Origin of the sequence: Pseudomonas bijieensis (genome assembly GCF_013347965.1) — a bacterium.
GTDB classification, from domain to species: Bacteria; Pseudomonadota; Gammaproteobacteria; order Pseudomonadales; family Pseudomonadaceae; genus Aquipseudomonas; species Aquipseudomonas bijieensis.
This window is the reverse complement of sequence record NZ_CP048810.1, coordinates 5,450,584-5,477,540: the sequence shown is the minus strand read 5'-3', so window position 1 is coordinate 5,477,540 and position 26,957 is coordinate 5,450,584. Positions and strand designations below refer to the sequence as shown.

The following is a 26,957-nucleotide window of genomic DNA, read 5'->3' as shown; positions in this document are numbered from 1 at the left end:
CGCCTAGGGTCAATGGGACGGAAAAGGAGCGAAATTTTCGATTAGCCAACATTACCCTTTAAGGGTAATTTTAAGGACAAGGCACACCGTTCCATGGAAAAGAACACACCCCATTACGCCTTGGTGGCGATACAGGCGGATGTCAGACGGCTTGAAGGGAAAGCTTTCACCAGCACTGCGAAGAACACTGCTCGAACACTTGGTTTAAACGTCTCGGACATGCAGCAGGTCATCCACGGGCTTGAGCGAAAACAGTTCTACAAAGCGATGACCACCTATGACGATCATCGGGTCTGGCATGACGTCTACCACGCCAATTCACACGGTCTGCAGATTTACCTGAAGGTGACGTACCGCCCCAGCGGAGGCCCACCGGTAATTTCCTTCAAGGAGAAAAACTCATGAAACACCAGCAATGCTTCAGCTGTGGTGCCCCGGAGGGCATGTTGCATTTCGAAGGTCGCGGCGAAACCATGAGCGTCAAGGGACTGGAATGCCGGGTCGATGACTTGTCTGGCTGGGAATGTCAGATGTGCGGCGAAGTCGAGCTCGATTCAAGCTGTTCGGATCGCTACGACCACGCAGGTGATGAGCTGGTCAATGCGGCCAGGCGAATGATCGGCGAAGAGATCAAACGTGTCCGGCGCAAACTGCATCTATCGCAAAAGGAAGCGGTACTGCTGCTATCGGGCGGTGGACACAATGCGTTTTCCCGCTACGAGCGCGGCGAGGTAGTACCACCCAAGGCGTTGATCTTGCTGATGCGTCTGCTTGACCGTTACCCGCATTTGCTTGCAGATGCGCGAGCCCTGGCCGAAGACGCGGACTTGAGAGGTTTCAAGACGACGGTGCACAAGGAGCACGAAACCCTCACGGCTTCCTGAGCAGCCGAAGCAGAAAAAATAAACCCGGACAAGTCCGGGTTCATTTCGCTGCCTAAGGCTGGATCAATGCAGGATCTGGCTCAGGAACAGCTTGGTGCGGTCGTTCTGCGGGTTGTCGAAGAAGTCGTTCGGCGCGGCCTGTTCGACGATTTCACCCTTGTCCATGAAGATCACGCGGTTGGCCACGGTGCGGGCGAAGCCCATTTCGTGGGTCACGCAGAGCATGGTCATGCCGTCTTCTGCCAGGCCGATCATGGTGTCCAGTACCTCTTTCACCATCTCCGGGTCGAGGGCCGAGGTCGGCTCGTCGAACAGCATGATTTTCGGCTTCATGCACAGGGCACGGGCAATGGCCACACGCTGTTGCTGACCGCCGGAGAGCTGGCCCGGGTACTTGTGCGCCTGCTCTGGAATGCGTACGCGCTCCAGGTAGTGCATGGCGATTTCCTCGGCTTTGCGCTTGGGCATCTTGCGTACCCACATTGGCGCCAGGGTGCAGTTCTGCAGGATGGTCAGGTGCGGGAACAGGTTGAAGTGCTGGAACACCATGCCGACTTCACGGCGGATCGCTTCGATCTGCTTGAGATCGTTGGTCAGTTCCACGCCGTCGACCACAATGCGCCCCTGCTGGTGCTCTTCCAGGCGGTTGAGGCAGCGGATGGTGGTGGACTTGCCGGAGCCCGACGGGCCGCACAGCACGATACGCTCGCCCTGCTTGACGTTCAGGTTGATGTCTTTCAACACGTGGAACTGGCCGTACCACTTGTTTACGCCCTGCATCTGAATAATGCCTTCAGGGCTCACAGGCTGTTTGATCGCTTCACTCATGAGTCAACTCCTAACGCTTGTGGCCAGTGTCCAGCTTGCGTTCCAAATGCATGGAATAGCGGGACATACCAAAACAGAAAATCCAGAACACCAGGGCGGCGAACACATAGCCTTCAGTGGCCATGCCCAGCCATTTCGGGTCGGCGGCAGCTTGTTTCACGCTGTTGAGCAGGTCGAACAGGCCGATGATGATCACCAGGCTCGTGTCCTTGAACAACGCAATGAAGGTGTTGACGATACCCGGGATCACCAGCTTCAGGGCTTGCGGCAAAATCACCAGGCCCATGCTGCGCCAGTAGCCCAGGCCCATCGCCGCGGCCGCTTCGTATTGCCCCTTGGGAATGGCTTGCAGGCCACCACGCACCACTTCGGCAATGTAGGCCGACTGGAACAGGATCACCCCGATCAGCGCCCGCAGCAGCTTGTCGAAGTTCATGCCTTCGGGCAGGAACAGCGGCAGCATCACCGAGGACATGAACAGCACCGTGATCAACGGCACGCCGCGCCAGAACTCGATGAAGGTCACGCAGACCACACGAATCGCCGGCATGTTCGAGCGCCGGCCCAAGGCCAGGACAATACCCAGCGGCAGTGCGCCGACGATACCCACGGTGGCGATCACCAGGGTCAGCATCAGGCCGCCCCACTGGCTGGTCGCCACGGCGTCCAGGCCGAACACGCCACCGTGCAACAGGCACCAGGCAATGATCGGGTACAGCACCAGGAAGCTCAGGCCATAGATCGCCTTGCGCGGGAAGCGCGAGATGAACAGTGGTGCCACGCCGATGACCGCCAGCCACACGGTCAGGTCTACGCGCCAGCGCAGATCCGCCGGGTAGTAGCCGTACATGAACTGACCGAAACGCTGCTGGATGAACACCCAGCAGGCGCCTTCCTTGGTGCAGTCGGCGCGGGTAGTACCGACCCAGTTGGCATCGAGGATCGCCCACTGCAACAGCGGTGGAACGATCAGGTAGATCAGGTAGAACGCAAACAACGTCAGCAGCGTGTTGATCCAGCTGGAGAACATGTTGGCGCGCATCCACGCCACCACGCCGATGCTGCTGCCCGGCGGGGGCATGTCAGGTTTGAAAGTATGAGTCGTCATGCGCGTTTCCTCACCGCTCGATCAGCGCAATGCGCTTGTTGTACCAGTTCATCAGCAGGGAAATGCTGATACTGATCGCCAGGTACACACTCATGGTGATCGCGATCACCTCAATGGCCTGGCCGGTCTGGTTCAACACCGTGCCGGCAAACAGCGAAACCATTTCCGGGTAACCGATACCGGCGGCCAGGGACGAGTTTTTCGCCAGGTTCAGGTATTGGCTGGTCAACGGCGGAATGATCACGCGCAGGGCTTGCGGGATGATCACCTTGCGCAAGGTCGGACCGTTGCGCAGCCCCAGGGAACGGGCCGCTTCGGTCTGGCCGTGGCTGACCGACTTGATGCCCGAACGCACGATCTCGGCGATGAACGCCGCGGTGTACACGGTCAAGGCCAGAGTCAAGGCCAGCAGTTCGGGAATCAGTACCCAACCGCCGACGAAGTTGAAGCCCTTGAGCTCCGGCATTTCCCAATGCACCGGCGCACCAAAGAGCAGCGCGCTCAAGGCCGGGATCACCAGGAACAACGCCAGGCCGACCCAGAATTTATGGAACGGCTCACCGGTCGCCTCGAAACGCTTGTTGGCCCAGCGAGTCATCAGCACGATGGCGACAATCGCCAGTACGATGCTGATCACAAACGGCCAGAACCCTTCGGCCACTAGCGCGGCGGGCATGTTCAGGCCCCGGCTGCTGACGAAGAAGGTGTCGCCGAAGTTATGGGCGGCCCGCGGTCCCGGCATGCTCAGGAACACGGCAAAGTACCAGAACAGGATTTGCAGCAGCGGCGGGATGTTGCGGAAAACCTCCACATAAACGGTCGCCAGCTTGGCGATGATCCAGTTCGGCGACAGCCGCGCCACGCCGATGATGAAGCCGAGGATGGTCGCCAGGATCACGCCGATGAACGTCACCAGCAGCGTGTTGAGCAAGCCGATGACAAAGACACGGGCATAGCTGTCCGCTTCGGTGTAGTCGATCAGGTGTTGGGCAATGCCGAACCCGGCACTGCGTTCCAGGAAGCCGAAACCGGAGGTGATGCCCCGGTGCGCGAGGTTGGTCTGCGTGTTATCGAACAGAAACCAGCCCAGCGAAATAACCGCCACGACCGTGACGATCTGAAATACCCACGCACGCACTCGTGGATCGCTGAGGCTGAGCCTCTGCTTAGGTGCGCCGATTGAATTTTGCATGAAGTGCCCCGCAAAGAATGGAACAGAACATCACCCGGTGGTTGGCCCACCGGGTGATAGAACCATCAGCGCACTGGTGGTGCGTATTGAATGCCGCCAGCGTTCCACAGAGCGTTCAGGCCGCGGTCGATTTCCAGCGGAGTGCTCTTGCCGAGGTTGCGCTCGAACATTTCACCGTAGTTGCCGACTTGCTTAACGATCTGCACGACCCAGTCTTTCGGCAGTTTCAGGTCCTTGCCGTACTCACCGTCGGCGCCCAGCATACGAGCGACGTCAGGGTTCTTGGTGGACTTGGCTTCAGCTTCGACGTTTTTCGAAGTTACGCCGGCTTCTTCCGCGTTGAGCAGGGCGTAGCCAGTCCAGCGCACGATGGCCAACCACTCGTCGTCACCGTTACGTACGACCGGGCCCAGGGGTTCCTTGGAAATGGTTTCCGGCAGAACCACGTAGTCCTTCGGCGAAGCCAGCTTGCTGCGCTGGGCGAACAGCTGGGACTTGTCGGAGGTCAGCACGTCGCAACGACCGGATTCCAGCGACTTGGCGCTTTCATCGGAGGTGTCGAACGTGATCGGGGTGTACTTCAGGCCGTTGGCGCGGAAGTAGTCGGAAACGTTCAGCTCGGTGGTGGTACCGGCCTGGATGCAGATAGTTGCACCGTCCAGTTCCTTGGCGCTCTTGACGCCCAGCTTGTTGTTGGCCAGGAAGCCGATGCCATCGTAGTAGGTGATGAAGCCTGGGAATTTCAGGCCCATGCCCGCGTCACGGGAACTGGTCATGGTGGAGTTGCGCGAGAGCATGTCGATTTCGCCCGATTGCAGCGCGGTGAAGCGCTCCTTGGCGTTCAACTGGCTGAACTTGACCTTGGTCGCATCGCCAAATACCGCAGCGGCAACGGCGCGGCAGAAGTCAGCGTCGATACCAACGATCTTGCCGGTCGAATCAGGCACCGAGAAACCCGGCAGGCCATCACTCACACCGCACTGCACAAAGCCTTTCTTCTGCACGGCATCCAGGGTTGCACCCGCCTGAGCGAACCCGCTGACACCGAGCACAGCTGCGGCAGTCACGACAGCCAGGGTGGATTTCAGTAACTTCATTCAAACCTCCAGTTTTGCTCTTGTTGTGTCGGAGCTTGGGTCCTGTCGCACCCTTTTGAGGCATTGCCGACCCTTGTTGGCTTTTTTTAGGGTCAACCGACGTCTGGACCTTCGCTATGAGTCTATTAATGAGAACGTCCACAATCAGTGTTCATGCCCACTTCTCACCAATCGGCCGAACGGGCTGTAGCCCTTCACGTTCGCGAAGCCCCGTAGCGGCTATTGGCGAACATCCATCACCGGATTTCCGATATCCCATGCGGCGCGTCTAACTGATAGTGTTACCGCGTAGCGTGAGAATCATCACTCAGCTACCCCATAGCAAAGCCCGTACCAGACCGCTGCGCTTAGCCCTTGTAAAACACGTCAAGACAAAAACTTTCAACTTTGCGACATCTAATTAACTGAGGCACCGGGAACGCACTGTAATCACGCACTGATTAAGCGCACCCGCACAGATTTGGAGCACAGCCATGTCCGACCCCTTGATTCTCGAGCCCAGCAGCACTGCCGACGCGTGCGTAATCTGGCTCCACGGCCTGGGCGCCGATCGTTTTGATTTCCTGCCGGTTGCCGAAATGCTGCAGCAAAAACTGCTCACCACACGTTTCGTTCTGCCCCAGGCCCCGACCCAACCAGTAACGATCAACGGCGGCTATGAGATGCCCAGTTGGTACGACATCCGTGCCCTGAGCCCGGCGCGGGCCATTGACGAGCAGCAACTCGAAGCCTCGGCACAACGGGTCATTGACTTGATCGACAGCCAGCGAGCCAGCGGAATAGACGCCTCGCGGATTTTCCTGGCGGGTTTCTCCCAGGGCGGCGCGGTGGTCTATCACACCGCCTTCGTGAAATGGGAAGGCCCACTGGGCGGCGTGATCGCGCTGTCTACTTATGCACCGACCTTCAGCGACGAGCTGCAATTGTCGGCCAGCCAGCAACGCATTCCGGTCCTGGCGCTGCACGGGCAATACGACGAAGTGGTACTCAACCCGATGGGCCGCACCGCGAAAGAGTATTTAAAGCAGCATGGTGTCACCGTGACATGGCAGGAATACCCAATGGGCCACGAAGTGTTACCCGAGGAGATTCGCGACATCGGCACCTGGCTGGCCGAGCGGTTGCGCTGAAGGCCTGATTGCCAGGTCAACGCATTGATCATCACACTACGCCGCGCCCGTTTCTTGCATTACACTGGCCGGCGTACATTCCTTAACCAATCGATGAGATGACCGTGCTCAAAGCACTCAAGAAGATGTTCGGTAAAAGCGAGGCCGAGCAACTCGCGCCTGGCTCCACTGCGCCGACCCAAGGCCCGAGCCGTACCGATGCGCAACAACCGCGCCGCGCCGCCCCTGTTGCACAGGCCAAAAAAGAGCCCGCCGCCCAACCTGTCAGCGCCCCTGAACCGGAAAAACCACGTAGCGAAGCCCCCAAGCCACGCCGCGAACGCGCACCAAAACCGCCGGTCGTCGCCTGGAAACTCGAAGACTTCGTCGTAGAACCCCAGGAAGGCAAGACCCGCTTCCACGATTTCAAGCTTGCCCCGGAACTGATGCATGCCATCCAGGACCTGGGCTTCCCGTACTGCACGCCGATCCAGGCGCAAGTGCTCGGCTACACCCTCGCCGGCAAAGACGCCATCGGCCGCGCCCAGACCGGCACCGGCAAGACCGCCGCGTTCCTGATCTCCATCATCACCCAACTGCTCCAGACCCCACCGCCCAAGGAACGCTACATGGGCGAGCCACGGGCGCTGATCATCGCCCCGACCCGCGAGCTGGTGGTGCAGATCGCCAAGGACGCCGCCGACCTGACCAAGTACACCGGCCTGAACGTCATGACGTTCGTGGGCGGCATGGACTTCGACAAACAGCTCAAGCACCTCGAAGCCCGCCACTGCGACATCCTGGTCGCCACGCCGGGCCGCCTGCTGGACTTCAACCAGCGCGGCGACGTGCATCTGGACATGGTCGAAGTGATGGTGCTGGACGAAGCCGACCGCATGCTCGACATGGGCTTCATTCCCCAAGTGCGCCAGATCATTCGCCAGACCCCACCGAAAAGCGAACGCCAGACCCTGCTGTTTTCCGCCACCTTCACCGAAGATGTGATGAACCTGGCCAAGCAGTGGACCACCGACCCGGCCATCGTCGAGATCGAAGCCGAGAACGTCGCCAGCGAAAACGTCGAGCAACACATCTACGCCGTCGCCGGGGCCGACAAGTACAAGCTGCTCTACAACCTGGTCAACGACAATGGCTGGGAACGGGTGATGGTCTTCGCCAACCGCAAGGACGAAGTACGCCGCATCGAAGAACGCCTGGTGCGCGATGGCGTCAACGCCGCGCAACTGTCGGGCGATGTGCCGCAGCACAAGCGTATCAAGACACTGGAAGGTTTCCGCGAGGGCAAGATTCGTGTGCTGGTGGCTACTGACGTGGCAGGCCGTGGGATTCACATTGACGGGATCAGCCATGTGATCAACTTCACCCTGCCGGAAGTGCCGGATGACTATGTGCACCGGATCGGGCGTACTGGCCGTGCCGGGGCTGCGGGTGTATCGATCAGCTTCGCGGGGGAGGATGATTCTTATCAGTTGCCGTCGATCGAGGCGTTGTTGGGTCGCAAGATCAGTTGTGAAATGCCACCGACCCACCTGTTGCGGCCGGTAGAGCGCAAGCGACCTTAGCATCGAGACGGACGCAGAGCGTCCATTGAGGCATTCCCACGCAGAGCTTGGGAACGATCAGCGCAGCCAAGACAGGCTGCGCTTTTTTTTGCCCGGGATATTGCTCGATAAAACTAAAAGTCCATAATAGACAAATTAGTTTACAAAAGCACTCCGGAGGCCCCATGCCCAGCACGCCCAGCACGCCCTATGTGATGACTCAAGCCCAGGCCCAAGAACTGCTCGGGCAAGTCGATGTGCCGCAGATCCTGCGCAAGCTGTTCCGCGATCTCGCCGTCGGGCAAGCGGTGCAGCCGCCCCAGCAACTGGTGGTGTTTCCCCAGGGTGCCGGGGACTTCATCAACTACCTGGGCGTGCTGGCCGAAGAGCAGGTCTACGGGGTCAAGACCTCGCCCTATATCGTGCGCGAGCAAGGCCCATTGGTAACCGCGTGGACCTTGTTGATGTCGATGCAGACCGGCCAGCCGCTGCTGCTGTGCGACGCCGCCGAGTTGACCACCGCTCGCACCGCCGCCACCACGGCTGTCGCCGTCGATGCCCTCGCTCCTCCCAGGGCCAGGCGTCTGGCGGTCATCGGTAGCGGTGCGGTGGCCCGGACCCACGTGCAATACGTCAAGGACCTGCGGGACTGGCAAGGCATCAGTCTCTATTCACCGAGCCTGAAGGGCAAAACGGCACAAGAGCTCGCGCCGATCACCAAGCTGGACCCACGCCTGCACATCGCTGACAGCCTCGAAGCGGCGCTGCATGACGCCGACGTGGTGATGCTCTGCACCTCGTCCGCCAAGGCAGTACTCGACCCACAGACCCTGAGCAAACCGGCACTGATCACCTCCATCAGCACCAACGCTCCGCGCGCCCACGAAGTGCCGCCGCAGAGCCTCAACGATATGGATGTGTTCTGCGATTATCGTCAGACCACCCCAGGTTCAGCCGGTGAAATGCTGATAGCCAGCGAACAGTTCGGCTGGGATGTTTCGAAAATCGTCGGCGACTTGCCCGAACTGCTCAGCGACTACGTGGCCCGTCCCGATTATCAACGCCACGTGTTCTTCCGTTCCATTGGTCTGGGGTTGGAAGACGTTGCGTTGGCGAATGCGCTTTACCGACTTCACAACTGACACCCCCCAGTTTCCCTTGTGGGAGCGAGCCTGCTCGCGATGGCGGTGTATCAGATAAATATAGGTGGCTGACACACCGCTATCGCGAGCAGGCTCGCTTCCACAGGTTCCTACGAACGCCCGGCACCGTTGCTCGACAGGAGAGCTACATGACCTCAGCAGATTTCATCATCATCGGCGGCGGCATTGCCGGTGCCTCCACCGGTTACTGGCTGGCGCCCCACGGCCGGGTCATCGTGCTCGAACGCGAGTCCCATCCGGCCTACCACTCCACCGGACGCTCGGCGGCGCTGTACAGCGCCGCCTACGGCACCCCTCAGGTGCGGGCGCTGACCCAGGCCAGTCGGGATTTTTTCGACGCCCCGCCGAGCGGCTTCTGCGAGCATCCATTGCTGACCCCACGGGGCGAAATGACCGTGGACTTCACCGGTGACCCGACCGAGCTGAACAACCAGTACCTCAGCGCCAAGGCCACGGTGCCGCAGATGCAACTGCTCAGCGCCGAAGAAGCCTGCGTACGGCTGCCAATCCTGCGGCGGGACAAGGTCCACGGGGCAATCTACGACCCCACGGCCTGCGACATCGACACCGATGCGCTGCACCAGGGCTACTTGCGCGGTATTCGTCGCAGCGGCGGCCAAGTGCACACCGACAGCGAAGTGCTGGGCCTGAGCCGCGACGACCAGGGATTGTGGCAGGTGAAAACCGCCGGCCAGACCTTCAGCGCGCCGGTACTGATCAACGCCGCTGGCGCCTGGGCCGACCAGGTGGCCGAAATGGCCGGCGCCCGGAAGCTAGGGCTGCAACCCAAGCGGCGCGCGGCCTTCATCTTTGCCGGGCCCGAGGGCGTGGATATTCATGACTGGCCAATGCTGGTGAGCCTGGACGAATCCTTCTACATGAAGCCCGACGCCGGGATGTTCCTTGGTTCGCCGGCCAACGCCGATCCGGTGGAGCCCCATGATGTACAGCCTGAAGAGCTGGACATCGCCATGGGCATCTACCAGATCGAAGAAGCCACCACCCTGACCATCCGCCGTCCGACCCGGACCTGGGCCGGGTTGCGCAGTTTCGTTCACGACGGCGACCTGTTGTCCGGTTTCGATCCACAGGTGCCCGGGCTGTTCTGGGTCGCGGCCCAGGGTGGCTACGGCATCCAGACCTCCCCGGCGATGGGCCAGGCCAGCGCGGCGCTGGTGCGTGGCGAACCGCTGCCCGAGGCGCTGACCCGTTTCGGCCTGAGCAGCGCCATGCTCTCCCCCAAGCGCTTGGAGTGAACCCACTCAGGTGACGCATCGCCACGATTGCGGCACACTCCCCCGCGCCCCTGTCTCACGGGGCGCTGACGCTGCCTGGAGCCCTGTCATGACCGCCTCGCAACCCGATCCGGCGCTGGAAAACTTCCGCACCATCGCCGACGCCATCGCCACGCTGTTCTACCCCCACGCCGAAGTGGTGCTGCACGACCTGCGCACTCAGAAAGTCGACTACATCGCCAACAACCTGTCCAAGCGCGAGATTGGCGACGATTCGTCCCTGGAGGACATGCTCAGCGAGGACGTCAGCGAACGTAACATCGGGCCCTACGAAAAACTGAACTGGGACGGGCAGAAGATTCGCAGCCTCAGCAGCGTACTGCGTGACACCAATGGGCATCCGCTGGCGGTGCTGTGCATCAACCTGAATATTTCGCTGTTCGAGAATGCCAAGGCCGCATTGGACCTGTTCCTGTCGCCGGGGAAATTGATCCCGCAGCCGGACTCACTGTTTCGAGATGACTGGCAGGAGCGGATCAACACCTTCCTGCACGCCTGGATGCGCGAACGGCAACTGAGCCTGAACCTGCTGACCCGCGACCACAAACGCGAGCTGGTGCTGGCGCTGCATGCCGAAGGCGCGTTCAAGGGCAAGAGCGCTTCCAACTATGTGGCCAATGTGCTGAACATGGGGCGGGCGACGGTTTACAAGCATTTGAAGGAGTTGAAGGGCTGAGGTTTTTTGTCGCCAGGCCTGGCCTCATCGCGAGCAGGCTCGCTCCCACAAGGGGTCTGTATCAAACACGCTATTTGTGTTCAATGAGATCCAATGTGGGAGCGAGCCTGCTCGCGATGGCGATCGATCAGTCGCCGTAGATATCCGACTTGAAGTACTTGGCCTGGATCTTCTGATACTCCCCATTGGCCCGAATCCCATCGATGGCCTTGTTCAAGTCCGCCACCAGTTGGGTATTGCCCTTACGCACCGCGATACCAGCGCCCTCACCGACGTATTTCGGGTCCTTGAGCTCCGGCCCGACAAACGCGTAGCCCTTGCCACGGGGCATAGACAGGAAGTCTTCCAGCGGGATGGTGTCGGCGAAAATCGCGTCCAGGCGACCGGACGCCAGGTCCATGTAGATTTCTTCGTTATTGCTGTAGCGCTTGACTATTACACCCTTGGGTTCGAGGACTTCGGTGGCATAACGGTCAGTGGTGGTGGCCCGCTGCACGCCCACGGTCTTGCCCTTGAGGCTGGCGTATTGGTCATCGACCACCGTCCCTTCCTTCATCACCAGTCGCGATGAGGTGAAGTAGTACTTGTGAGTGAAATCCACCGATTTCTTGCGCTCTTCGGTGATGGTCATGGACGACAGCGCCAGGTCGATCTTCTTCACCTTCAGCGACGGAATCAGCCCGTCGAACTCACCCTCGACCCATTCGCACTTGACCTGCATCTGCACGCACAGGGCATTGCCGATGTCGTAGTCGAAACCCTCGATCTTCCCTTCCGAGGTCTTGGAAGCAAACGGCGGATAAGCCGCCTCGATGCCGATGCGCAAGGTTTTCTCGGCGGCGAACAGACTGCTGGAGGCCAGCAGGCTCAAGGCCAGGCCGGTGATGAGGGGGAATTTTTTCATGATCGATCTCTCGCGGGTTGTTGTTGGTTTGGCAGAGAAAGGTGGATGCGACTATTTGTACTTATAAATCCATACTGGACTTTAATGTACATATCGTCAATTGGGAAAAGCGGGAAAATGATGGAAGGCTGATAGCCCCTTCGCGAGCAAGCCCGCTCCCACAGAGGCCCTGCGTTGAGCACAAATATTGTGTACGACACAGATTCCCTGTGGGAGCGGGCTTGCTCGCGAAGGCGGACTCACAGCCTCCAAACGACTGACAGACTGCCTACTGCTTCCAGCGATCCGCCGCCGCATGATCACTGTCGCGCCCTTCCACCCAGCGCGGGCCGTCGACAGTGTTTTCCTTTTTCCAGAACGGCGCTCGGGTCTTGAGGTAGTCCATGACGAAGGCGCAGGCGTCGAATGCCGCCTGGCGATGGGCACTGGCGGCCGCGACGAAGACGATCGGCTCGCCCGGCTCCAGGGCACCGATGCGGTGCAGCACCTCCAGCTTGAGCAGCGGCCAGCGCTGCTCGGCCTCGGTGGCGATCTTGCCCAGGGCTTTTTCAGTCATGCCCGGATAGTGCTCCAGGAACATCCCGGACACATCGAGGCCGTCATTGAAATCACGCACGTAGCCGACAAAACTCACCACCGCCCCCACGCCGACATTGGCCGCGTGCATCGCGTTGACTTCGGCGCCCGGGTCGAACGGATCGGCCTGCACACGAATCGCCATGGCTCAGCCTCCGGTCACGGTGGGGAAGAACGCCACTTCGTCACCGTCCAGCAGCGGCTCGTCGAGCTGACACAGGTCCTCGTTGCGCGCGCACATCAGGTTTTGTTCCTTCAGCACCTCGGCACCGTCACGCTGGGCGAGCAACACGCGCACATCGTCGACCGTGGCAAAATCACCTTCCACCGTCACCGAGTCCACGCCAAGCGCTTCACGGTAACGGGCAAAGAATTTCACGTTGATTTTCATGAGGCATCCGCCTGGAAGTGGCCGCTCTTGCCGCCGAGTTTCTCCAGCACCCGCACACCTTCGATGGTCATGCCGCGATCCACGGCCTTGCACATGTCGTAGATGGTCAGCGCGGCAACGCTGGCGGCGGTCAGTGCTTCCATCTCCACACCGGTCTGCCCCGACAGTTTGCAACGGGCAACGATGCGAACGCGGTCCTCACCCTCGGCATTGAGCTCAACCTTGACGCTGGTGAGCATCAGCGGATGGCAGAGCGGGATCAGATCGCTGGTTTTTTTCGCCGCTTGAATACCGGCAATGCGCGCAACGGCAAACACATCGCCCTTGGGATGGCCGCCGCTGACGATCATCTGCAGGGTATCGGGCAACATGCGCACAAAGGCTTCAGCCGTGGCTTCACGGAACGTCACGGCCTTGTCGGTCACGTCGACCATGTTGGCGCGACCTTGGGAATCGAGATGAGTCAGCACAGGGTTACTCCTGATCGGGAGTGTCGATTGTAAACCTGTGGGTCAGATTCCGGCAGGGTTGATTGTCGCACCCACGGCGGCCTGTAATTTGCTGAACACCGTAGATCCCTTTGTGGGGAGCGAGCCTGCTCGCGATGGCGGTTTATCAGATAAAAATATGTGGCTGGCACACCGTCATCGCGAGCAGGCTCGCTCCCACAGGCGCTTATGGTGACAGGGTAAAAAACCGGGCGACCTTGAGGTCGCCCGGTTTGCCTGGGGTTACAGATGGGATTCGGCGTATTCGGCCAGGATCGAGCGCGGTACGCCCTGCAGGGTGATGTGGACCCCGTTGGGGAAGTCCTTGAAGCGTTCGGTCAGGTAGGTCAGCCCGGAGCTGGTCGCGGACAGGTAAGGGGGTGTCGATCTGCGCCAGGTTACCCAGGCACACCACTTTGGAACCGGCACCGGCACGGGTGATGATGGTTTTCATCTGGTGCGGGGTCAGGTTCTGGCATTCGTCGATCAGGATCAGGCTCTGCTGGAAGCTGCGCCCGCGAATGTAGTTGAGGGATTTGAACTGCAACGGCACTTTGCTGAGGATATAGTCGACGCTGCCATGGGTGCTTTCGTCATCCATGTGCAAGGCTTCGAGGTTGTCGGTGATCGCCCCCAGCCACGGCTCCATTTTCTCCGCTTCGGTGCCGGGCAGGAAACCGATTTCCTGGTCCAGGCCCTGCACACTGCGGGTGGCGATGATGCGCCGGTAGCGTTTGCTGACCATGGTCTGCTCGATGGCTGCGGCCAGGGCCAGGATGGTCTTGCCGGAACCGGCGGCGCCGGACAGGTTGACCAAGTGGATATCCGGGTCGAGCAAGGCGAACAGGGCCAGGCTCTGGTAGATGTCGCGAGGCTTGAGACCCCAGGCTTCCTGGTGCAGCAAAGGTTCCTGGTGCAGGTCGAGGATCAGCAGCTTGTCGACCTGGATTTCCTTGATCCAGCCGACGAATCCTTGCTCGTCGATGATGAATTCGTTGATGTGCACGGCCGGCAGGTTGTCGATCAGTTGCACCTGGTGCCAGGTGCGACCATGGTCCTGGCGAGTCTCGACCTTGCTCACACGGTCCCAGAAAGAGCCGGTCATGGTGTGGTAGCCGTTGGGCAACAGCGAGACGTCGTCGACCAGTTGGTCGGTGCTGTAGTCCTCCGCCGCGATCCCGCAGGCGCGGGCCTTGAGGCGCATGTTGATGTCTTTGGTCACCAGCACCACGGCCTGGTCCTTGGTGCGCGCGTGCAGGTCGATCAACTGGTTGATGATGATGTTGTCGTTCAGGTGTTCAGGCAGCACCAGGTTGGGTTCGGTGCGCTTGCTCATCAGAATCGAAAGCAGGCCCTTGGGACCACTTTTGCCACGCTGGATCGGCACGCCAAGCTCTACATCCTCAGGGGAGGCATCGCCCAGGGTCTTGTCGATCAGGCGGATCGCCTGCCTGCATTCGGCCGCAACGCTGTGGTGCCCGCTCTTGAGCTTGTCCAGCTCCTCAAGCACGGTCATTGGGATGGCAACGTGGTGTTCTTCGAAGTTCAGGAGTGCGTTTGGATCGTGGATCAATACGTTGGTATCGAGTACATAGAGGATTGGCTGGTTGGAGGAAAGGCTACGTCCGTGGTCATCCATACTCGGTCACCTATGTGGGGGCCATTCGACGCAATACCGTGACAGTGCTGCGCCTCGAGGTAGCCACCGAATTCACCCGCGAGGATTTTCAGGTGAACTGCACACAATCTGGGTCTTGGAAGACGCCACCTGTGTTGCAGGTTTCGGCGGTCTGACTTCTTGATACTCCAAAAACCATGACAGGAAAAAGCACTTTGACGCTTTTTTGAAGTTTATTTTTCAGAGTGACGAATAACCCTTGGCGTACCGCCGTTGCGCCGTTAAAGTCGGAAGTCGGGTTGTCATGAATGTGCGCCGTTTTTTTCTCCTCCCCCAATGTTTCCGGGCCTTCGCCGGTTTCAGCGAAACGCGTCCTGACACTCCGCCCAACCGATTCCGCTTTGCGCCGTTTGCGTCATGAGCCAGGGCAACGCCGTTTTCACCCCATCCTGCTTGGCATTGAAATTGATCACCCCGTGGCGCCACAGCAGCATCAGGGTCAGCGCGCGCTGGGCGCTTTGCTCAGGCTTGAGCCGACTGTTGCTGTCCTGGGGGTCGATGTCCCATAGCGCCACTTGCAAGCCCTGCTGCCGGAAGAACGCTTGCGCATCGCCACGACGCTGGCCTTGGGGCGGGCGGAACAGCGGCACGTAATTCTCCGGCAGCTTGCCCTTGACCAGCTCGACACTGCGCCGGACCGAGTCTTGCCAGTCCTGCCAATGGCTGTGGGAGCGGAACTCCCAGCCCTGCACACCCACGCATTGTCCTGAATACAACGCCTGGAGATTGTTGACCGAGCGCTCTTCCAACCGCGCCTGGATGTCCTTGCCCAGCACGAAGAAGGTGCCATTCATGTTGGCCTTGCGCAGGTAGTCGGTCAGCCACGGGGAGTTGTCCGGCGCAACGTTGGCGGCGCTGTCGAAGGTCAGCAGGAACAGGCGGTCGTTCATATCTTCGCCGTTGCGCTCGTAATCGCCGAAACGTTCGATTTCGCTGCTGGTTTGCGGAAAAAGCGCGGCTTTACGCAGCAATTCATCGCGGTATTGGGTATGAAAGATCTGGCTCGGCGCGGCCCACTTGATGTAATAGGAGTCGTCGTCCAGATGGAACCTGCGCGCCTCTTCGCGCAGGGTCGCCATGTCCTCGACCAGATAACAGAAGGAGGCGTCCTGATCGCAGCTGCGCTGGGCGAAGTTGTAGTTGGCCAGCAAACGCTGCCACAGCCGGGCGCGAAGCGCGTCGATCGCGACCATATTCACCGTGCGCAGCCCCAGGTATTGCTTGAGCGCGATTTCGTCCATGGCATCGACGTCCAGCAAGACCCGGGCGAACATCAGGATTTCGGCCCGCGAGGCCACATCGAACAGCGTCGGGCTGGTGAGCTGTTCCGGCCACGTGCTGCGATCCAGGGTGGCGACATCGTTGGGCGCGGCAATGGCGCCCAGGCTCAACAGCCAGGCCGATAACAGAAGAGCGATACGCAAAAAGGGATGTCTCCATAACGAAACCCGCGCGGCATCATAGCCGATCCTGGTGCGACACCTTCTGGCAAACAGGTCTAATTAGCCTTTGTGGCGAGGGAGCTTGCTCCCGCTGGGCTGCGAAGCGGCCCCAGAGTTTGTGCGGTCGCTGCGCAACCGAGCGGGAGCAAGCTCCCTCGCCACAAAAGCATCACCACCGATCACCTATCACCCCAATAGCTGGAGTCCACCCGGACAACCCCCTAGAATCGCCGCACCCTCAAGGAGACGATTTCATGCTGATGGTGATTTCCCCCGCCAAGACCCTCGATTACGAAACACCGCCGGCCACCGAGCGTTTTACCCAACCGCAGTACCTGGATCATTCCCAGGAACTGATCGAACAGTTGCGCGAACTCTCGCCGGCACAGATCAGCGAGCTGATGCACGTTTCCGACAAGATTGGGGGGGGCTCAATGCCGCTCGATTCGGTAGCTGGACGCCGGCGTTCACCCCGGCCAACGCGAGGCAGGCGCTGCTGGCCTTCAAGGGCGACGTGTACACGGGCCTGGATGCGCAAAGCTTTGGCGAAGCCGATTTCGACTATGCCCAGCAACACTTGCGCATGCTCTCCGGCCTCTATGGCCTGCTGCGGCCACTGGACCTGATGCAACCCTATCGCCTGGAAATGGGCACGAAGCTGGCCAATGCCCGGGGCAAGGACCTTTACGCTTTCTGGGGTACACGCATTAGCGAATGGCTGAACGAAGCCCTGGCCGAACAAGCCGATGACGTCCTGTTGAACCTGGCATCCAATGAGTACTTCTCGGCGGTCAAGCGCAGCGCACTGAAAGCGCGCGTTATCGATACCGAGTTCCGAGACCTGAAAAATGGCCAGTACAAGATCATCAGCTTCTACGCCAAGAAAGCCCGGGGCCTGATGAGTCGTTTCGTGATTCAGGAACGGATCAACGACCCTGCGGCACTCAGCCAATTCGATGTGCAGGGTTATCGCTTCAGTGCACAACAGTCGAGCCAGGACAAACTGGTGTTCTTGCGCGATCACGCCCCCGAATAAGGCATAACCTTATATCGCCCCTGATCGGGGGCTTCGATCAAGCCCCGATCTGTCATCTTAGTTACCCGCCTGTTTCGCCAGTTTCATGACGTCAATAAATCGGCCCACTCCCCCGCTAACTTTTCTTTCACTCGACACTCGTCAGTTTTTTGCGTAGTGGCACCAAAATTTTTTATCGGTAGTGGCACAAAACTATCTCCCCTTCCTAACTCCCCATTAATAAAGGATGAAACGGCAAGTGCCATCATATTGAGGGCAGTGCCATCTTCGATAATATTTCGAAAAATTTCGAAAATCGCGATGAGCGGATCGGAACTATGTGAAATTGCACGGCTCATACCACCCGTAACGATTCTCACGGAGCGTGTAAGAGAAGACTTACATAGGCCGTCGATCCCAGTAACCAAGTTGTCATGGCAATTTAGCGAAACGGTCGCCTATTTGGATCCATCTTATAAAGGACAGGAGATAACGCACCATTACTATCCCCTACAAGGCCAAGGCTGCGCCCCTACAACGTGCTCACCCGAGCACACAAGCTTCTGATTTTGTGGGCTTTTTGCCAGGGATCGGAAGTGAAGGACTTTTGCACGAGCGTTCCTGAAAACGGGAACTGGCTGCATAACAGGGCAGGTCATAACAAACTAGGCCGCTTTGCGCACAACTTGAGTGCAATTATTTAGACACTCGGAACTTAGTATGCCTGCACACGGCATTGTGGCGCCTGCATTCCACACTTCCGAGTGCACTATGACCGCTGAACACTATTAACTCCGGCCATTTAATGGCGTGAAAAACAGAGGTAAATGCGATGCGCATTAGCATATTTGGTTTGGGTTACGTCGGTGCAGTATGTGCCGGTTGCCTGTCTGCACGGGGCCATGATGTAGTTGGCGTGGATGTCGCCAAAGACAAAATCGACATGATCAACGCCGGCAAATCGCCGATCGTTGAACCTGGTCTTGGCGAGCTATTGGCGCAAGGCATTCAAACAGGCCGACTGCGCGGTACGACCAACTTCGCCGAGGCAATTCGCGATACTGACCTGTCGATGATCTGTGTCGGTACACCCAGCAAAAAGAACGGCGACCTGGAACTGAACTACATCGAAGCGGTGTGCCGCGAGATCGGTTTTGTCCTGCGTGACAAGACCACCCGCCACACTATCGTGGTTCGCAGCACCGTATTGCCGGGCACTGTGGCAAACGTTGTCATCCCGATCCTGGAAGACTGCTCCGGCAAGAAAGCCGGCGTCGATTTCGGTGTCGCGGTCAACCCTGAGTTCCTGCGCGAAAGCACCGCAATCAAAGACTACGACCAGCCGCCGATGACCGTTATCGGTGAGTTCGACAAAGCCTCTGGCGACGTTCTGCAATCGCTGTACGAAGAGCTCGACGCACCGATCATCCGCAAGGACATCGCCGTCGCCGAGATGATCAAGTACACCTGCAACGTGTGGCACGCCACCAAGGTGACCTTCGCCAACGAGATCGGCAACATCGCCAAGGCAGTCGGCGTCGATGGCCGTGAAGTGATGGACGTAGTCTGCCAGGACAAGACCCTGAACCTGTCCCAGTACTACATGCGCCCAGGCTTCGCCTTCGGCGGTTCCTGCCTGCCCAAGGACGTTCGTGCCCTGACCTACCGCGCCGGTTCCCTGGACGTGGAAGCGCCGCTGCTCAACTCGCTGATGCGCAGCAACGAATCCCAGGTGCAGAACGCCTTCGACATCGTTTCCAGCCACGACAAGCGCAAAGTTGCCCTGCTGGGCCTGAGCTTCAAGGCCGGCACCGACGACCTGCGTGAAAGCCCATTGGTGGAACTGGCGGAAATGCTGATCGGCAAGGGTTTCGACCTGAAAATCTACGACAGCAACGTCGAATACGCCCGCGTCCACGGTGCGAACAAGGATTACATCGAGTCGAAGATTCCTCACGTCTCGTCCTTGCTCAACGCCGACTTCGACTCGGTGATCGACAGCTCCGACATCATCATCCTGGGCAACCGCGACGAGAAGTTCCGCGCGCTGACCGAAAACGTACCGGAAGGCAAGCAGGTCATTGACCTGGTCGGCTTCATGTCCAAGGCCACCAACCCGAGTGGCCGGACCGAAGGCATCTGCTGGTAAGTCTGTTTGCCGGCCGGGGCTTGCCCCGGCCGGCCTTTCGCCTGCCTTAACCCATCGGGCCGCCCACAAGGCCCGCCCGAGATAGAGACGGATGCAGATTATGCACAGGCTAAAGCACGGCCTGCTTCAGGCCGCCGGTTGGCTGTTTTACTTGAGTTTATTGATGGGCATCGCCATGGCGCTGCCCACGTCCACGTTCGACTCCGAATCCAAGGATTTCATCTTCCTGATCGGCGCCGTGGGCATCTGGCGTTACTCCATGGGAGCAACGCATTTCGTGCGCGGCATGATCTTCCTCTACATCGTCTACCCGCACCTGCGCCGCAAGGTACGCAAGCTGGGCAAGGCGGCGGATCCGTCCCACGTGTACCTGATGGTCACCAGCTTCCGGATCGATGCGCTGACCACTGCCCAGGTGTATGGCTCGGTGATTCGCGAGGCCATCGACTGCGAGCTGCCCACCACCGTGGTCTGCTCCATCGTGGAAATGTCCGACGAACTGCTGGTCAAGAGCCTCTGGGCCCGCATGAACCCGCCAGCGCGGGTCAAGCTGGACTTCGTGCGCATTCCCGGCACTGGCAAGCGTGACGGCCTGGCCTACGGCTTCCGCGCCATCTCCCGCCACTTGCCGGACGACCGCGCCGTGGTTGCGGTGATCGACGGCGATACCGTGCTCGCCGAAGGCGTCGTACGCAAGACCGTGCCGTGGTTCCAGCTGTTCGGCAACGTCGGCGGCCTGACCACCAACGAGTTCTGCGAAGTGCGCGGCGGCTACATCATGAGCGAATGGCACAAGCTGCGCTTCGCCCAACGGCATATCAACATGTGCTCCATGGCCTTGTCCAAGCGCGTGCTGACCATGACCGGCCGTATGTCGGTGTTCCGCGCCACCGTGGTGACCAACCCGGACTTCATCGCCGACGTGGAAAGCGACTCGCTGCAACACTGGCGCCTGGGTCGCTTCAAGTTCCTCACCGGTGATGACAAGTCGAGCTGGTTCAGCCTGATGCGCCTGGGCTACGACACCTTCTACGTACCTGATGCGGCGATCAACACCGTCGAGCATCCACCGGAGAAAAGCTTCATCAAGGCCAGCCGCAAGCTGATGTTCCGCTGGTACGGCAACAACCTGCGACAGAACTCCCGGGCCCTGGGCCTGGGGCTGCGCCGTCTGGGCCTGTTCACTTCGGTGGTGCTGTTCGACCAGCGCGTGTCGATGTGGACCTCGCTGCTGGGCCTGACCGTCGCACTGATCGCCAGCTTCAAGTACGGCACCGCGTTCATCCTGGTGTACCTGCTGTGGATCGGCATCACGCGGTTGATCCTGACCCTGCTGCTGTCGTGCTCCGGACACCGGATCGGCCCTGCCTACCCGGCGATTCTCTATTACAACCAGATCGTCGGTGCCCTGGTGAAGATCTACGTGTTCTTCCGCCTCGATCAACAGTCCTGGACCCGCCAGCCCACCCACCTGACCCGTGATCTCGCCAGCTTTCAACGTTGGTTCAACACTTGGTCGTCTCGGACCATGACCTTCTCCGCCGGCAGCATTTTTGTCGCCGTGCTGCTGACGATGGTCTGACCGGACTTGAATGAATTAACTAGGAAATCGCCCCTATGAACACCGCCGTGAATGTCAACGTAGTGCATGAATCCGAAGCCCAGCGCCAACACGCCCGGGTCAAAATCCCGGCCAAGCTGCGCTTCTTCGGCCCTGACCGCACCCCCATGGAAGTCAAGGTCCTGGACCTGTCCGCCGGTGGCCTGAGCTTCAATGCCGGCCAGATGCCCCTCAAGGTCGGTGAGTCCTACAAGGGTCGCCTGCAGTTCGTCATCGACAACCTTGGCCTGGCCATGGACGTGGAATTGCAGATCCGCTCCTACGACCGCCAGACCGGCCGCACCGGTTGCCAGTTCCAGAACCTGGAGCCTCGGGACATCTCGACACTGCGTCACATCATCACCTCGCACCTGGCCGGCGACATCGTCGGTGTCGGTGACGTACTGGCGACCCTGCAGCGCGATAACTTCACCAAGGCTCGCAAGCAGAAAGACGAAAACGGCGGCATGAGTGCCTTGGGTCGCCTGCGCGCCGTGACCTTCAGCCTCGGGGTCTTCATCGTTGGCCTGGCGGCGTTCGGTTTCATCTTCAAGTCGGTGTACGGCATGTACTTCGTCAGCCACGCCCAGGCGGGCCTGGTGAACGTACCGGGCACGGCCATCACCATGCCGCGCGACGGCACCGTGCAAAGCCTGGTCAAGGCCGACGGCGTGGCAGCCAAGGGCGCCCCGCTGGCGACCTTCAGCACCAGCATGCTCGATGTGCTCAAAGGTCACCTGGACGACAACCAGTTGCAGCCAGCCAAGGTCGAAGAGCTGTTCGGCAAGCAAATGACCGGCACCCTGACGTCTCCGTGCGACTGCATCGTGGCCCAGCAACTGGTCGCCAACGGCCAGTACGCCAGCAAGGGCGACGTGATCTTCCAACTGGTTCCACGGGGCACCGAAGCCAACGTCGAGGCGCGTTTCTCCTATCGCCAGTTCGGCGACGTGCGCCCAGGTACGCCCGTCAACTTCCAGGTCGCCGGCGAAGAAGGTACCCGTACCGGCAAGATCGTCAGCAGCACCAGCCTGAAAAGTGCCGACCTGTCTTCCGATATCCGTGTGTTGATCCAGCCTGACGAACCCCTGGACAGCTCGCTGGCCGGCCGTCCGGTAGAAGTCACCAGCGACCGTGGCCCGAACCTGAACTGGCTGATCGACAAAGCCATGGCCGTCGGTCTTTAAGTCGAGGATATGCCCGTGACCATTATAAAAATCCTTAACACCCCACAGACCCTGTGGGAGCGAGCTTGCTCGCGAAAGGATCAACGCGGTCAGGATGATATGCCGCAAGCTCGTTCCCACATGGGGACACTCTGTGCCCTGGCATTGGCCGTCAGCCTGGCCGGTTGCGCCGGCCTGCCCGATCAACGCCTGGCCAACGAAGCCCTCAAGCGCGGCGACACGGCGCTGGCGCAGCAGAACTATCAGCAACTGGCAGACCTGGGCTACAGCGAAGCCCAGGTCGGCCTGGCCGATATCCAGGTGGACAGCCGTGATCCGGAGCAGATGAAAAAAGCCGAGGCGACCTATCGCGCCGCGGCCGATATCTCGCCCCGGGCCCAGGCGCGCCTGGGTCGCCTGCTGGTAGCCAAGCCGGGCTCCACCGAAGCGGAAAAACACGAAGCCGAAGGTCTGCTGAAAAAAGCTTTCGCCAACGGTGAAGGTAATACCCTGATCCCGCTGGCGATGCTGTACCTGCAATATCCCCACAGTTTCCCGAACGTCAACGCCCAGCAGCAGATCAGCCAATGGCGCAGCGCCGGCTACCCGGAAGCAGGTCTGGCGCAGATTCTGCTCTACCGCACCCAGGACACCTACGACCAGCACCTGGATGAAGTCGAGAAGGTCTGCAAGGCCGCGCTGGCGACTACGGACATTTGCTACGTCGAATTGGCCACGGTCTATCAGAAACGCGGCCAGCCGGAACAGCAGGCCGCGTTGCTCAAGCAGATGCAGGACGGTCACGCCCGTGGCGTCGTATCCGCCCAGCGCGTGGACAGCGTCGCCCGTGTCCTGGCCGATGCCAGCCTGGGCAAGACCGATGAAAAGACCGCCCAGTCGTTGCTCGAAGGCATCGCCCCTGGCTACCCCGCTGCCTGGGTCAGCCTGGCGCAATTGCTCTACGACTTCCCCGAACTGGGTGACGTCGACAAGATGATGCAGTACCTGGAAAACGGCCGCGCCGCCGACCAGCCTCGCGCCGAGCTGTTGCTAGGCAAGCTTTACTACGAAGGCAAGTGGGTCCCGGCCGATGCCAAGGTCGCCGAGGCGCATTTCCAGAAAGCTGTTGGTCGCGAAGTGGCTGCCGACTACTACCTCGGCCAGATCTATCGCCGCGGCTACCTGGGCCAGGTGTACCCGCAAAAAGCCCTGGACCACCTGCTCAAGGCCGCCCGCAACGGCCAGAACAGCGCCGATTTCGCCATTGCCCAGCTGTTCTCCCAGGGCAAGGGCACCAAGCCCAACCCGGTCAACGCCTATGTCTTCAGCCAGTTGGCCAAGGCGCAGAACACCCCGCAAGCGACCGAACTTGCCCAGACCCTCGAAACACAATTACCGCCGCAACAACTTGCACAAGCCCAACGCCTGCTACAACAAGAGCAGGCCATTCGCGGCTCGATGAGCCCCGATACGCTGGAACTGCAAGCCCTAAAAGAAGATGACGGCGAGGAACCTCTATGAAGCCTTTGAAGCTCAATCCTTTTGTGCAGGCCGGAATTGGCCTGACCTGTGCCCTGCTGTGGTCCTGCCCGACCCTGGCGGCCCTGACCGACACCAAGAACTTCGGCCTGGAAGTGAAGATCACCGGCCAGTCCGAAGACGACCGTGACCTTGGCACCCAGAGCGGTGGCGACGTCAACGGCGTCGGCCTGGACCTGCGTCCCTGGGTCTACGGCGAAAGCGAAAGCGGTGCCTGGAGCGCCTACGCCATGGCCCAGGCCGTGACGTCCTCCGATATCATCGAGACCGACACCCTGCAGCAGTCCGATGGCAGCACCCAGGAAACCGACAGCGGCGATCGCGAAGCCAAGAAAAGCTACCTGGCCATGCGCGAGTTCTGGATTGGCTACCGTGGGCTGACCCCTTACCCGGGCGAGCAGTTGAAGTTCGGTCGCCAGCGCCTGCGCAATGACGACGGCCAATGGCGCGACACCAACATCGAAGCCCTGAACTGGACCTTCGACACCACCTTGCTGCGAGCCAACCTCGGCGTCGCCGAGCGGTTCAGCGAATACCGCACCGACCTGAAAGAATTGTCCCCCAAGGACAAGGATCGCCTGCACGTCTACGGTGACGTGGGTTACCAGTGGATGCCCGGCCAGTGGGCCGGTATCCGTGCCCACCATTCCCACGACAGCGGCAGCCTCGATTACCCGACGCCGGGCGAACCTACCGATACCCTGGACAAGACCCAGAACGGCGACATCTCCTGGCTGGGCCTGGAAGCCAACAGCGACGCCTACAACTGGCGCAACACCAACACCGTCAACTACTGGGCGAGCCTGACCGGCATGACCGGCGACCGTGACACCGTCAACCCGCTCAATGCCGACGGCACGCGCCCGGCGCAAGCCAAGCACAGTGATGACGTCGACGGCTGGGCCACCGACCTGGGTATCCGCCTGCGTCTGGACCCGCAATGGCAAGTCGGTGCGGCCTATGCCCGCGCCAGCGAGGACTACGAACAGAACGGCCTGCAAAGCAACCGCTCGAACTTCACCGGCACCCGCTCGCGCGTGCACCGTTTCGGCGAAGCGTTCCGTGGCGAAATGGCCAACACCCAGAGCGCCAGCCTGTTCGGTTCCTGGCAGCTGCGTGACGAATACGACGCCAGCCTGGTGTACCACAAGTTCTGGCGCGTGGACGGCAACAAGCCGGTGGGCAGCAACGGCATCAACGCCGTGGAAAACAACACCGACGACGTGACCGGCGCGATCCTGTCCACCTCGTCCCTGCCGCTGCGTGACGGTAACAAGGACCTGGGCCAGGAAGTCGACCTGGTGGTTACCAAGTACTTCAAGCAAGGCCTGCTGCCGGCCGCGCTGAGTCAGTCCATTGATGAGCCGTCGGCGCTGGTGCGCTTTCGTGGCGGCGTGTTCAAGCCAGGCGACGCCTACGGCAAAGAGGTCGATTCGTACATGCATCGCGCCTTTGTCGACGTGATCTGGCGCTTCTGATGCGAATGGCCATGGGAGTGCCCGAAATGAACCGCTACCTCAGGAACAGCCAGGCGATGAAAGGTTCGATCAGCCTGTTGGTCGCAGCGATGCTGCTGGCCGGCGCGCCGGCGTTCGCCAACGTTGAACCGGCGGTCAAGCCGGGCAACGTGGTCAAGGAACTGCAACGGGCCAAGACCTACACCGTCAACAGTGCGCCGACCGCGCCACTGGAACTGGCCAAGCCGACCCTGCCCGACCTCTCCGGCTACACCGCCGAAGCGGCCGCGGCAAAAATCGTGCGGACCAAGCCCGGCAAAGTCAGCGTGCGTCGGATGATGCAGGAAAACGCCTTGAAGGACTTCATCGGCGGCGACAACAAGATGGCCGAGTGGGTAGTGCGTCAGCACGGCATCCCACAGGCCATCTTCGTCGACGATGGCTACATGAACCTCAAGGAGCTGGCCAAGAAACAGCCCAAGTACATCATCCAGACTTCGCCAGGTGTCTACCTGGCGAAGATTCCGATCGTGGTCGGCCAGAAAGGCATCCTGGAAATCGACAAACAGACCCAGGAACTGCGCCTGTCCCAGGAGGGCGGTGCGTTCCTGGTCAACGATGGCCAGATGTTCATCCGCGACACCAAGGTCACCGGCTGGCGTGAAAAGGACAATGGCCCCGCCACGTTCCGCTCGCCCAAGGAATTCCGACCGTTCCTGCTGGCCTGGGGCGGCACCGAGACCTATATCGTCAACACCAAGATGGCCAGCTTCGGCTACGCCAACAGTAAGTCGTACGGGGTGAGTATTTCCCAATACACGCCGAACATGGCCAAGGTCCTCAAGCGCCCGGAGCCGACCGGCTGGATCATCGGTTCCGAGTTCTCGGACATGTGGTACGGCTTCTACTGCTACGAGACCCGCGACTTTGTCGTCAAGAGCAACACCTACAAAGACAACATCGTCTACGGCATCGACCCCCACGACCGTTCCCATCGGCTGATCATCGCCGACAACACCGTCTACGGGACCAAGAAGAAGCACGGGATCATTATTTCCCGTGAGGTCAACGACAGCTTCATCATCAACAACAGAAGCTACGACAACAAACTCTCGGGCCTGGTGATCGACCGTAACAGCGTGAACAACCTGATCGCCTACAACGAGATCTACAAGAACCACACCGATGGCATCACGCTCTATGAGAGTGCTGACAACCTGCTGTGGGGCAACAAAGTGATCAGCAACCAACGCCACGGTATTCGTATTCGTAACAGCGTGAACATCCGCCTCTACGAAAACGTCTCCATGGCCAACGGCCTGACCGGTATCTACGGTCACATCAAGGACCTGTCAGATACCGACCGGGACATCAAGCTCGACCCGTTCGACGCCGAAGTCTCGCTGATCGTGGTCGGCGGCGAACTGGCTGCCAACGGCAGCGGCCCGCTGTCCATCGACTCGCCGTTGAGCGTCGAGCTGTACCGCGTGTCCATGCTTGCGCCGACCAAATCCAGCGGCATCAGCTTCACGGGGATCCTTGGCGAACGCCAGGATGAAATTCTCGACCTGCTGGTACGCCAGCAGAAAGCCGTGCTGATCGACCCTGTCGAACGCCAGACCGAAATGCGGGACTGAG

General features: G+C 60.1%; 23 protein-coding genes and 2 pseudogenes. 14 read left to right on the top strand and 11 right to left on the bottom strand.

Translation table 11 applies throughout. The features are described 5' to 3' along the window. Positions 1 to 93: 93 nt before the first annotated feature. The gene (locus tag GN234_RS24185; protein WP_176689177.1) at positions 94 to 405 is read left to right on the top strand and encodes a type II toxin-antitoxin system MqsR family toxin; all 312 of its coding nucleotides are present in this window, start codon (positions 94 to 96) and stop codon (positions 403 to 405) included. Further along, positions 402 to 884 (top strand): type II toxin-antitoxin system MqsA family antitoxin, encoded by a 483-nt coding sequence (locus tag GN234_RS24180; RefSeq protein ID WP_109754770.1) that lies wholly within the window; start codon positions 402 to 404, stop codon positions 882 to 884. Before GN234_RS24185 ends, GN234_RS24180 begins: the two co-directional genes overlap by 4 nt. A gap of 63 nt (positions 885 to 947) precedes the next feature. On the opposite strand, the gene GN234_RS24175 is transcribed toward GN234_RS24180, so the two are convergent. The 4 genes from GN234_RS24175 to GN234_RS24160 all read right to left on the bottom strand — a co-directional run bounded on the left by GN234_RS24175 (position 948) and on the right by GN234_RS24160 (position 5,109). After that, the gene (locus tag GN234_RS24175) at positions 948 to 1,712 is read right to left on the bottom strand and encodes an amino acid ABC transporter ATP-binding protein (RefSeq protein WP_003178331.1); all 765 of its coding nucleotides are present in this window, start codon (positions 1,710 to 1,712) and stop codon (positions 948 to 950) included. A 10-nt stretch (positions 1,713 to 1,722) separates the two neighbouring features. Further along, positions 1,723 to 2,820, bottom strand: coding sequence for an amino acid ABC transporter permease (locus GN234_RS24170; RefSeq protein ID WP_109754771.1), 1,098 nt, complete (start codon positions 2,818 to 2,820; stop codon positions 1,723 to 1,725). Between the two features lie 10 nt (positions 2,821 to 2,830). After that, positions 2,831 to 4,012, bottom strand: coding sequence for an amino acid ABC transporter permease (locus GN234_RS24165; RefSeq protein ID WP_109754772.1), 1,182 nt, complete (start codon positions 4,010 to 4,012; stop codon positions 2,831 to 2,833). A gap of 65 nt (positions 4,013 to 4,077) precedes the next feature. Further along, a complete protein-coding gene (locus GN234_RS24160) occupies positions 4,078 to 5,109 on the bottom strand; it encodes an amino acid ABC transporter substrate-binding protein (protein ID WP_060740792.1) in 1,032 nt (343 codons plus the stop codon). Positions 5,110 to 5,582: 473 nt separating this feature from the next. Between GN234_RS24160 and GN234_RS24155 the strand changes: the two genes are divergently transcribed. The 5 genes from GN234_RS24155 to GN234_RS24135 all read left to right on the top strand — a co-directional run bounded on the left by GN234_RS24155 (position 5,583) and on the right by GN234_RS24135 (position 10,914). Further along, a complete protein-coding gene (locus GN234_RS24155; protein WP_109754773.1) occupies positions 5,583 to 6,239 on the top strand; it encodes an alpha/beta hydrolase in 657 nt (218 codons plus the stop codon). Between the two features lie 98 nt (positions 6,240 to 6,337). Beyond that, entirely contained in the window at positions 6,338 to 7,801 is a 1,464-nt protein-coding gene (gene rhlB / locus GN234_RS24150; protein WP_109754774.1) for an ATP-dependent RNA helicase RhlB, read from the top strand. Positions 7,802 to 7,965: 164 nt separating this feature from the next. Further along, complete coding sequence (locus GN234_RS24145) at positions 7,966 to 8,922, top strand: ornithine cyclodeaminase family protein (RefSeq protein ID WP_176689176.1); 957 nt, start codon at positions 7,966 to 7,968, stop codon at positions 8,920 to 8,922. Positions 8,923 to 9,071: 149 nt separating this feature from the next. Then, positions 9,072 to 10,199 carry an NAD(P)/FAD-dependent oxidoreductase gene (locus GN234_RS24140; RefSeq protein ID WP_109754776.1) on the top strand — a complete coding sequence of 376 codons (1,128 nt, stop codon included), beginning with the start codon at positions 9,072 to 9,074 and terminating at the stop codon, positions 10,197 to 10,199. An 88-nt stretch (positions 10,200 to 10,287) separates the two neighbouring features. Continuing rightward, positions 10,288 to 10,914 (top strand): helix-turn-helix transcriptional regulator, encoded by a 627-nt coding sequence (locus GN234_RS24135; RefSeq protein WP_109754777.1) that lies wholly within the window; start codon positions 10,288 to 10,290, stop codon positions 10,912 to 10,914. A 127-nt stretch (positions 10,915 to 11,041) separates the two neighbouring features. On the opposite strand, the gene GN234_RS24130 is transcribed toward GN234_RS24135, so the two are convergent. From GN234_RS24130 to GN234_RS24105, 6 genes and pseudogenes are all read right to left on the bottom strand, one after another. Further along, positions 11,042 to 11,818: an ABC transporter substrate-binding protein gene (locus tag GN234_RS24130; RefSeq protein ID WP_176689175.1), complete on the bottom strand. Its 777-nt coding sequence runs from the start codon at positions 11,816 to 11,818 to the stop codon at positions 11,042 to 11,044. 268 nt (positions 11,819 to 12,086) lie between these two features. Then, positions 12,087 to 12,539, bottom strand: coding sequence for a molybdopterin synthase catalytic subunit MoaE (moaE, locus tag GN234_RS24125; RefSeq protein ID WP_109754779.1), 453 nt, complete (start codon positions 12,537 to 12,539; stop codon positions 12,087 to 12,089). Positions 12,540 to 12,542: 3 nt separating this feature from the next. Next, a complete protein-coding gene (locus tag GN234_RS24120) occupies positions 12,543 to 12,785 on the bottom strand; it encodes a MoaD/ThiS family protein (protein WP_163856846.1) in 243 nt (80 codons plus the stop codon). Next, positions 12,782 to 13,255, bottom strand: coding sequence for a cyclic pyranopterin monophosphate synthase MoaC (moaC, locus tag GN234_RS24115; protein ID WP_030139643.1), 474 nt, complete (start codon positions 13,253 to 13,255; stop codon positions 12,782 to 12,784). The genes GN234_RS24120 and moaC overlap by 4 nt, the downstream gene beginning before the upstream one ends. A 261-nt stretch (positions 13,256 to 13,516) precedes the next feature. Next, positions 13,517 to 14,912 (bottom strand): annotated as a pseudogene (locus tag GN234_RS24110) (PhoH family protein). Positions 14,913 to 15,250: 338 nt separating this feature from the next. Continuing rightward, entirely contained in the window at positions 15,251 to 16,375 is a 1,125-nt protein-coding gene (locus tag GN234_RS24105; protein WP_176689174.1) for a polysaccharide deacetylase family protein, read from the bottom strand. 272 nt (positions 16,376 to 16,647) lie between these two features. On the opposite strand from GN234_RS24105, the pseudogene yaaA reads away from it, so the two are divergent. Continuing rightward, positions 16,648 to 17,429 (top strand): annotated as a pseudogene (yaaA, locus tag GN234_RS24100) (peroxide stress protein YaaA). A gap of 83 nt (positions 17,430 to 17,512) precedes the next feature. Here yaaA and GN234_RS24095 read toward each other — a convergent pair. After that, positions 17,513 to 17,767, bottom strand: a complete 255-nt coding sequence (locus GN234_RS24095; RefSeq protein ID WP_176689173.1) for a hypothetical protein — start codon at positions 17,765 to 17,767, stop codon at positions 17,513 to 17,515. A gap of 473 nt (positions 17,768 to 18,240) precedes the next feature. Here GN234_RS24095 and GN234_RS24090 point away from each other — a divergent pair, with 473 nt between their 5' ends. The 6 genes from GN234_RS24090 to algG all read left to right on the top strand — a co-directional run bounded on the left by GN234_RS24090 (position 18,241) and on the right by algG (position 26,956). After that, positions 18,241 to 19,557, top strand: a complete 1,317-nt coding sequence (locus GN234_RS24090) for a nucleotide sugar dehydrogenase (RefSeq protein ID WP_057448969.1) — start codon at positions 18,241 to 18,243, stop codon at positions 19,555 to 19,557. Between the two features lie 100 nt (positions 19,558 to 19,657). Further along, a complete protein-coding gene (alg8, locus tag GN234_RS24085) occupies positions 19,658 to 21,139 on the top strand; it encodes a mannuronan synthase (protein WP_370873689.1) in 1,482 nt (493 codons plus the stop codon). 35 nt (positions 21,140 to 21,174) lie between these two features. Continuing rightward, positions 21,175 to 22,344, top strand: coding sequence for an alginate biosynthesis protein Alg44 (locus GN234_RS24080; protein ID WP_109754785.1), 1,170 nt, complete (start codon positions 21,175 to 21,177; stop codon positions 22,342 to 22,344). Positions 22,345 to 22,359: 15 nt separating this feature from the next. Next, positions 22,360 to 23,844 carry an alginate biosynthesis TPR repeat lipoprotein AlgK gene (gene algK, locus GN234_RS24075; protein WP_176689172.1) on the top strand — a complete coding sequence of 495 codons (1,485 nt, stop codon included), beginning with the start codon at positions 22,360 to 22,362 and terminating at the stop codon, positions 23,842 to 23,844. Between the two features lie 5 nt (positions 23,845 to 23,849). Next, positions 23,850 to 25,340, top strand: a complete 1,491-nt coding sequence (locus GN234_RS24070; protein WP_176689627.1) for an alginate export family protein — start codon at positions 23,850 to 23,852, stop codon at positions 25,338 to 25,340. A gap of 26 nt (positions 25,341 to 25,366) precedes the next feature. Next, positions 25,367 to 26,956 carry a mannuronan 5-epimerase AlgG gene (gene algG, locus GN234_RS24065; protein WP_109754937.1) on the top strand — a complete coding sequence of 530 codons (1,590 nt, stop codon included), beginning with the start codon at positions 25,367 to 25,369 and terminating at the stop codon, positions 26,954 to 26,956. Position 26,957: the final 1 nt, after the last annotated feature.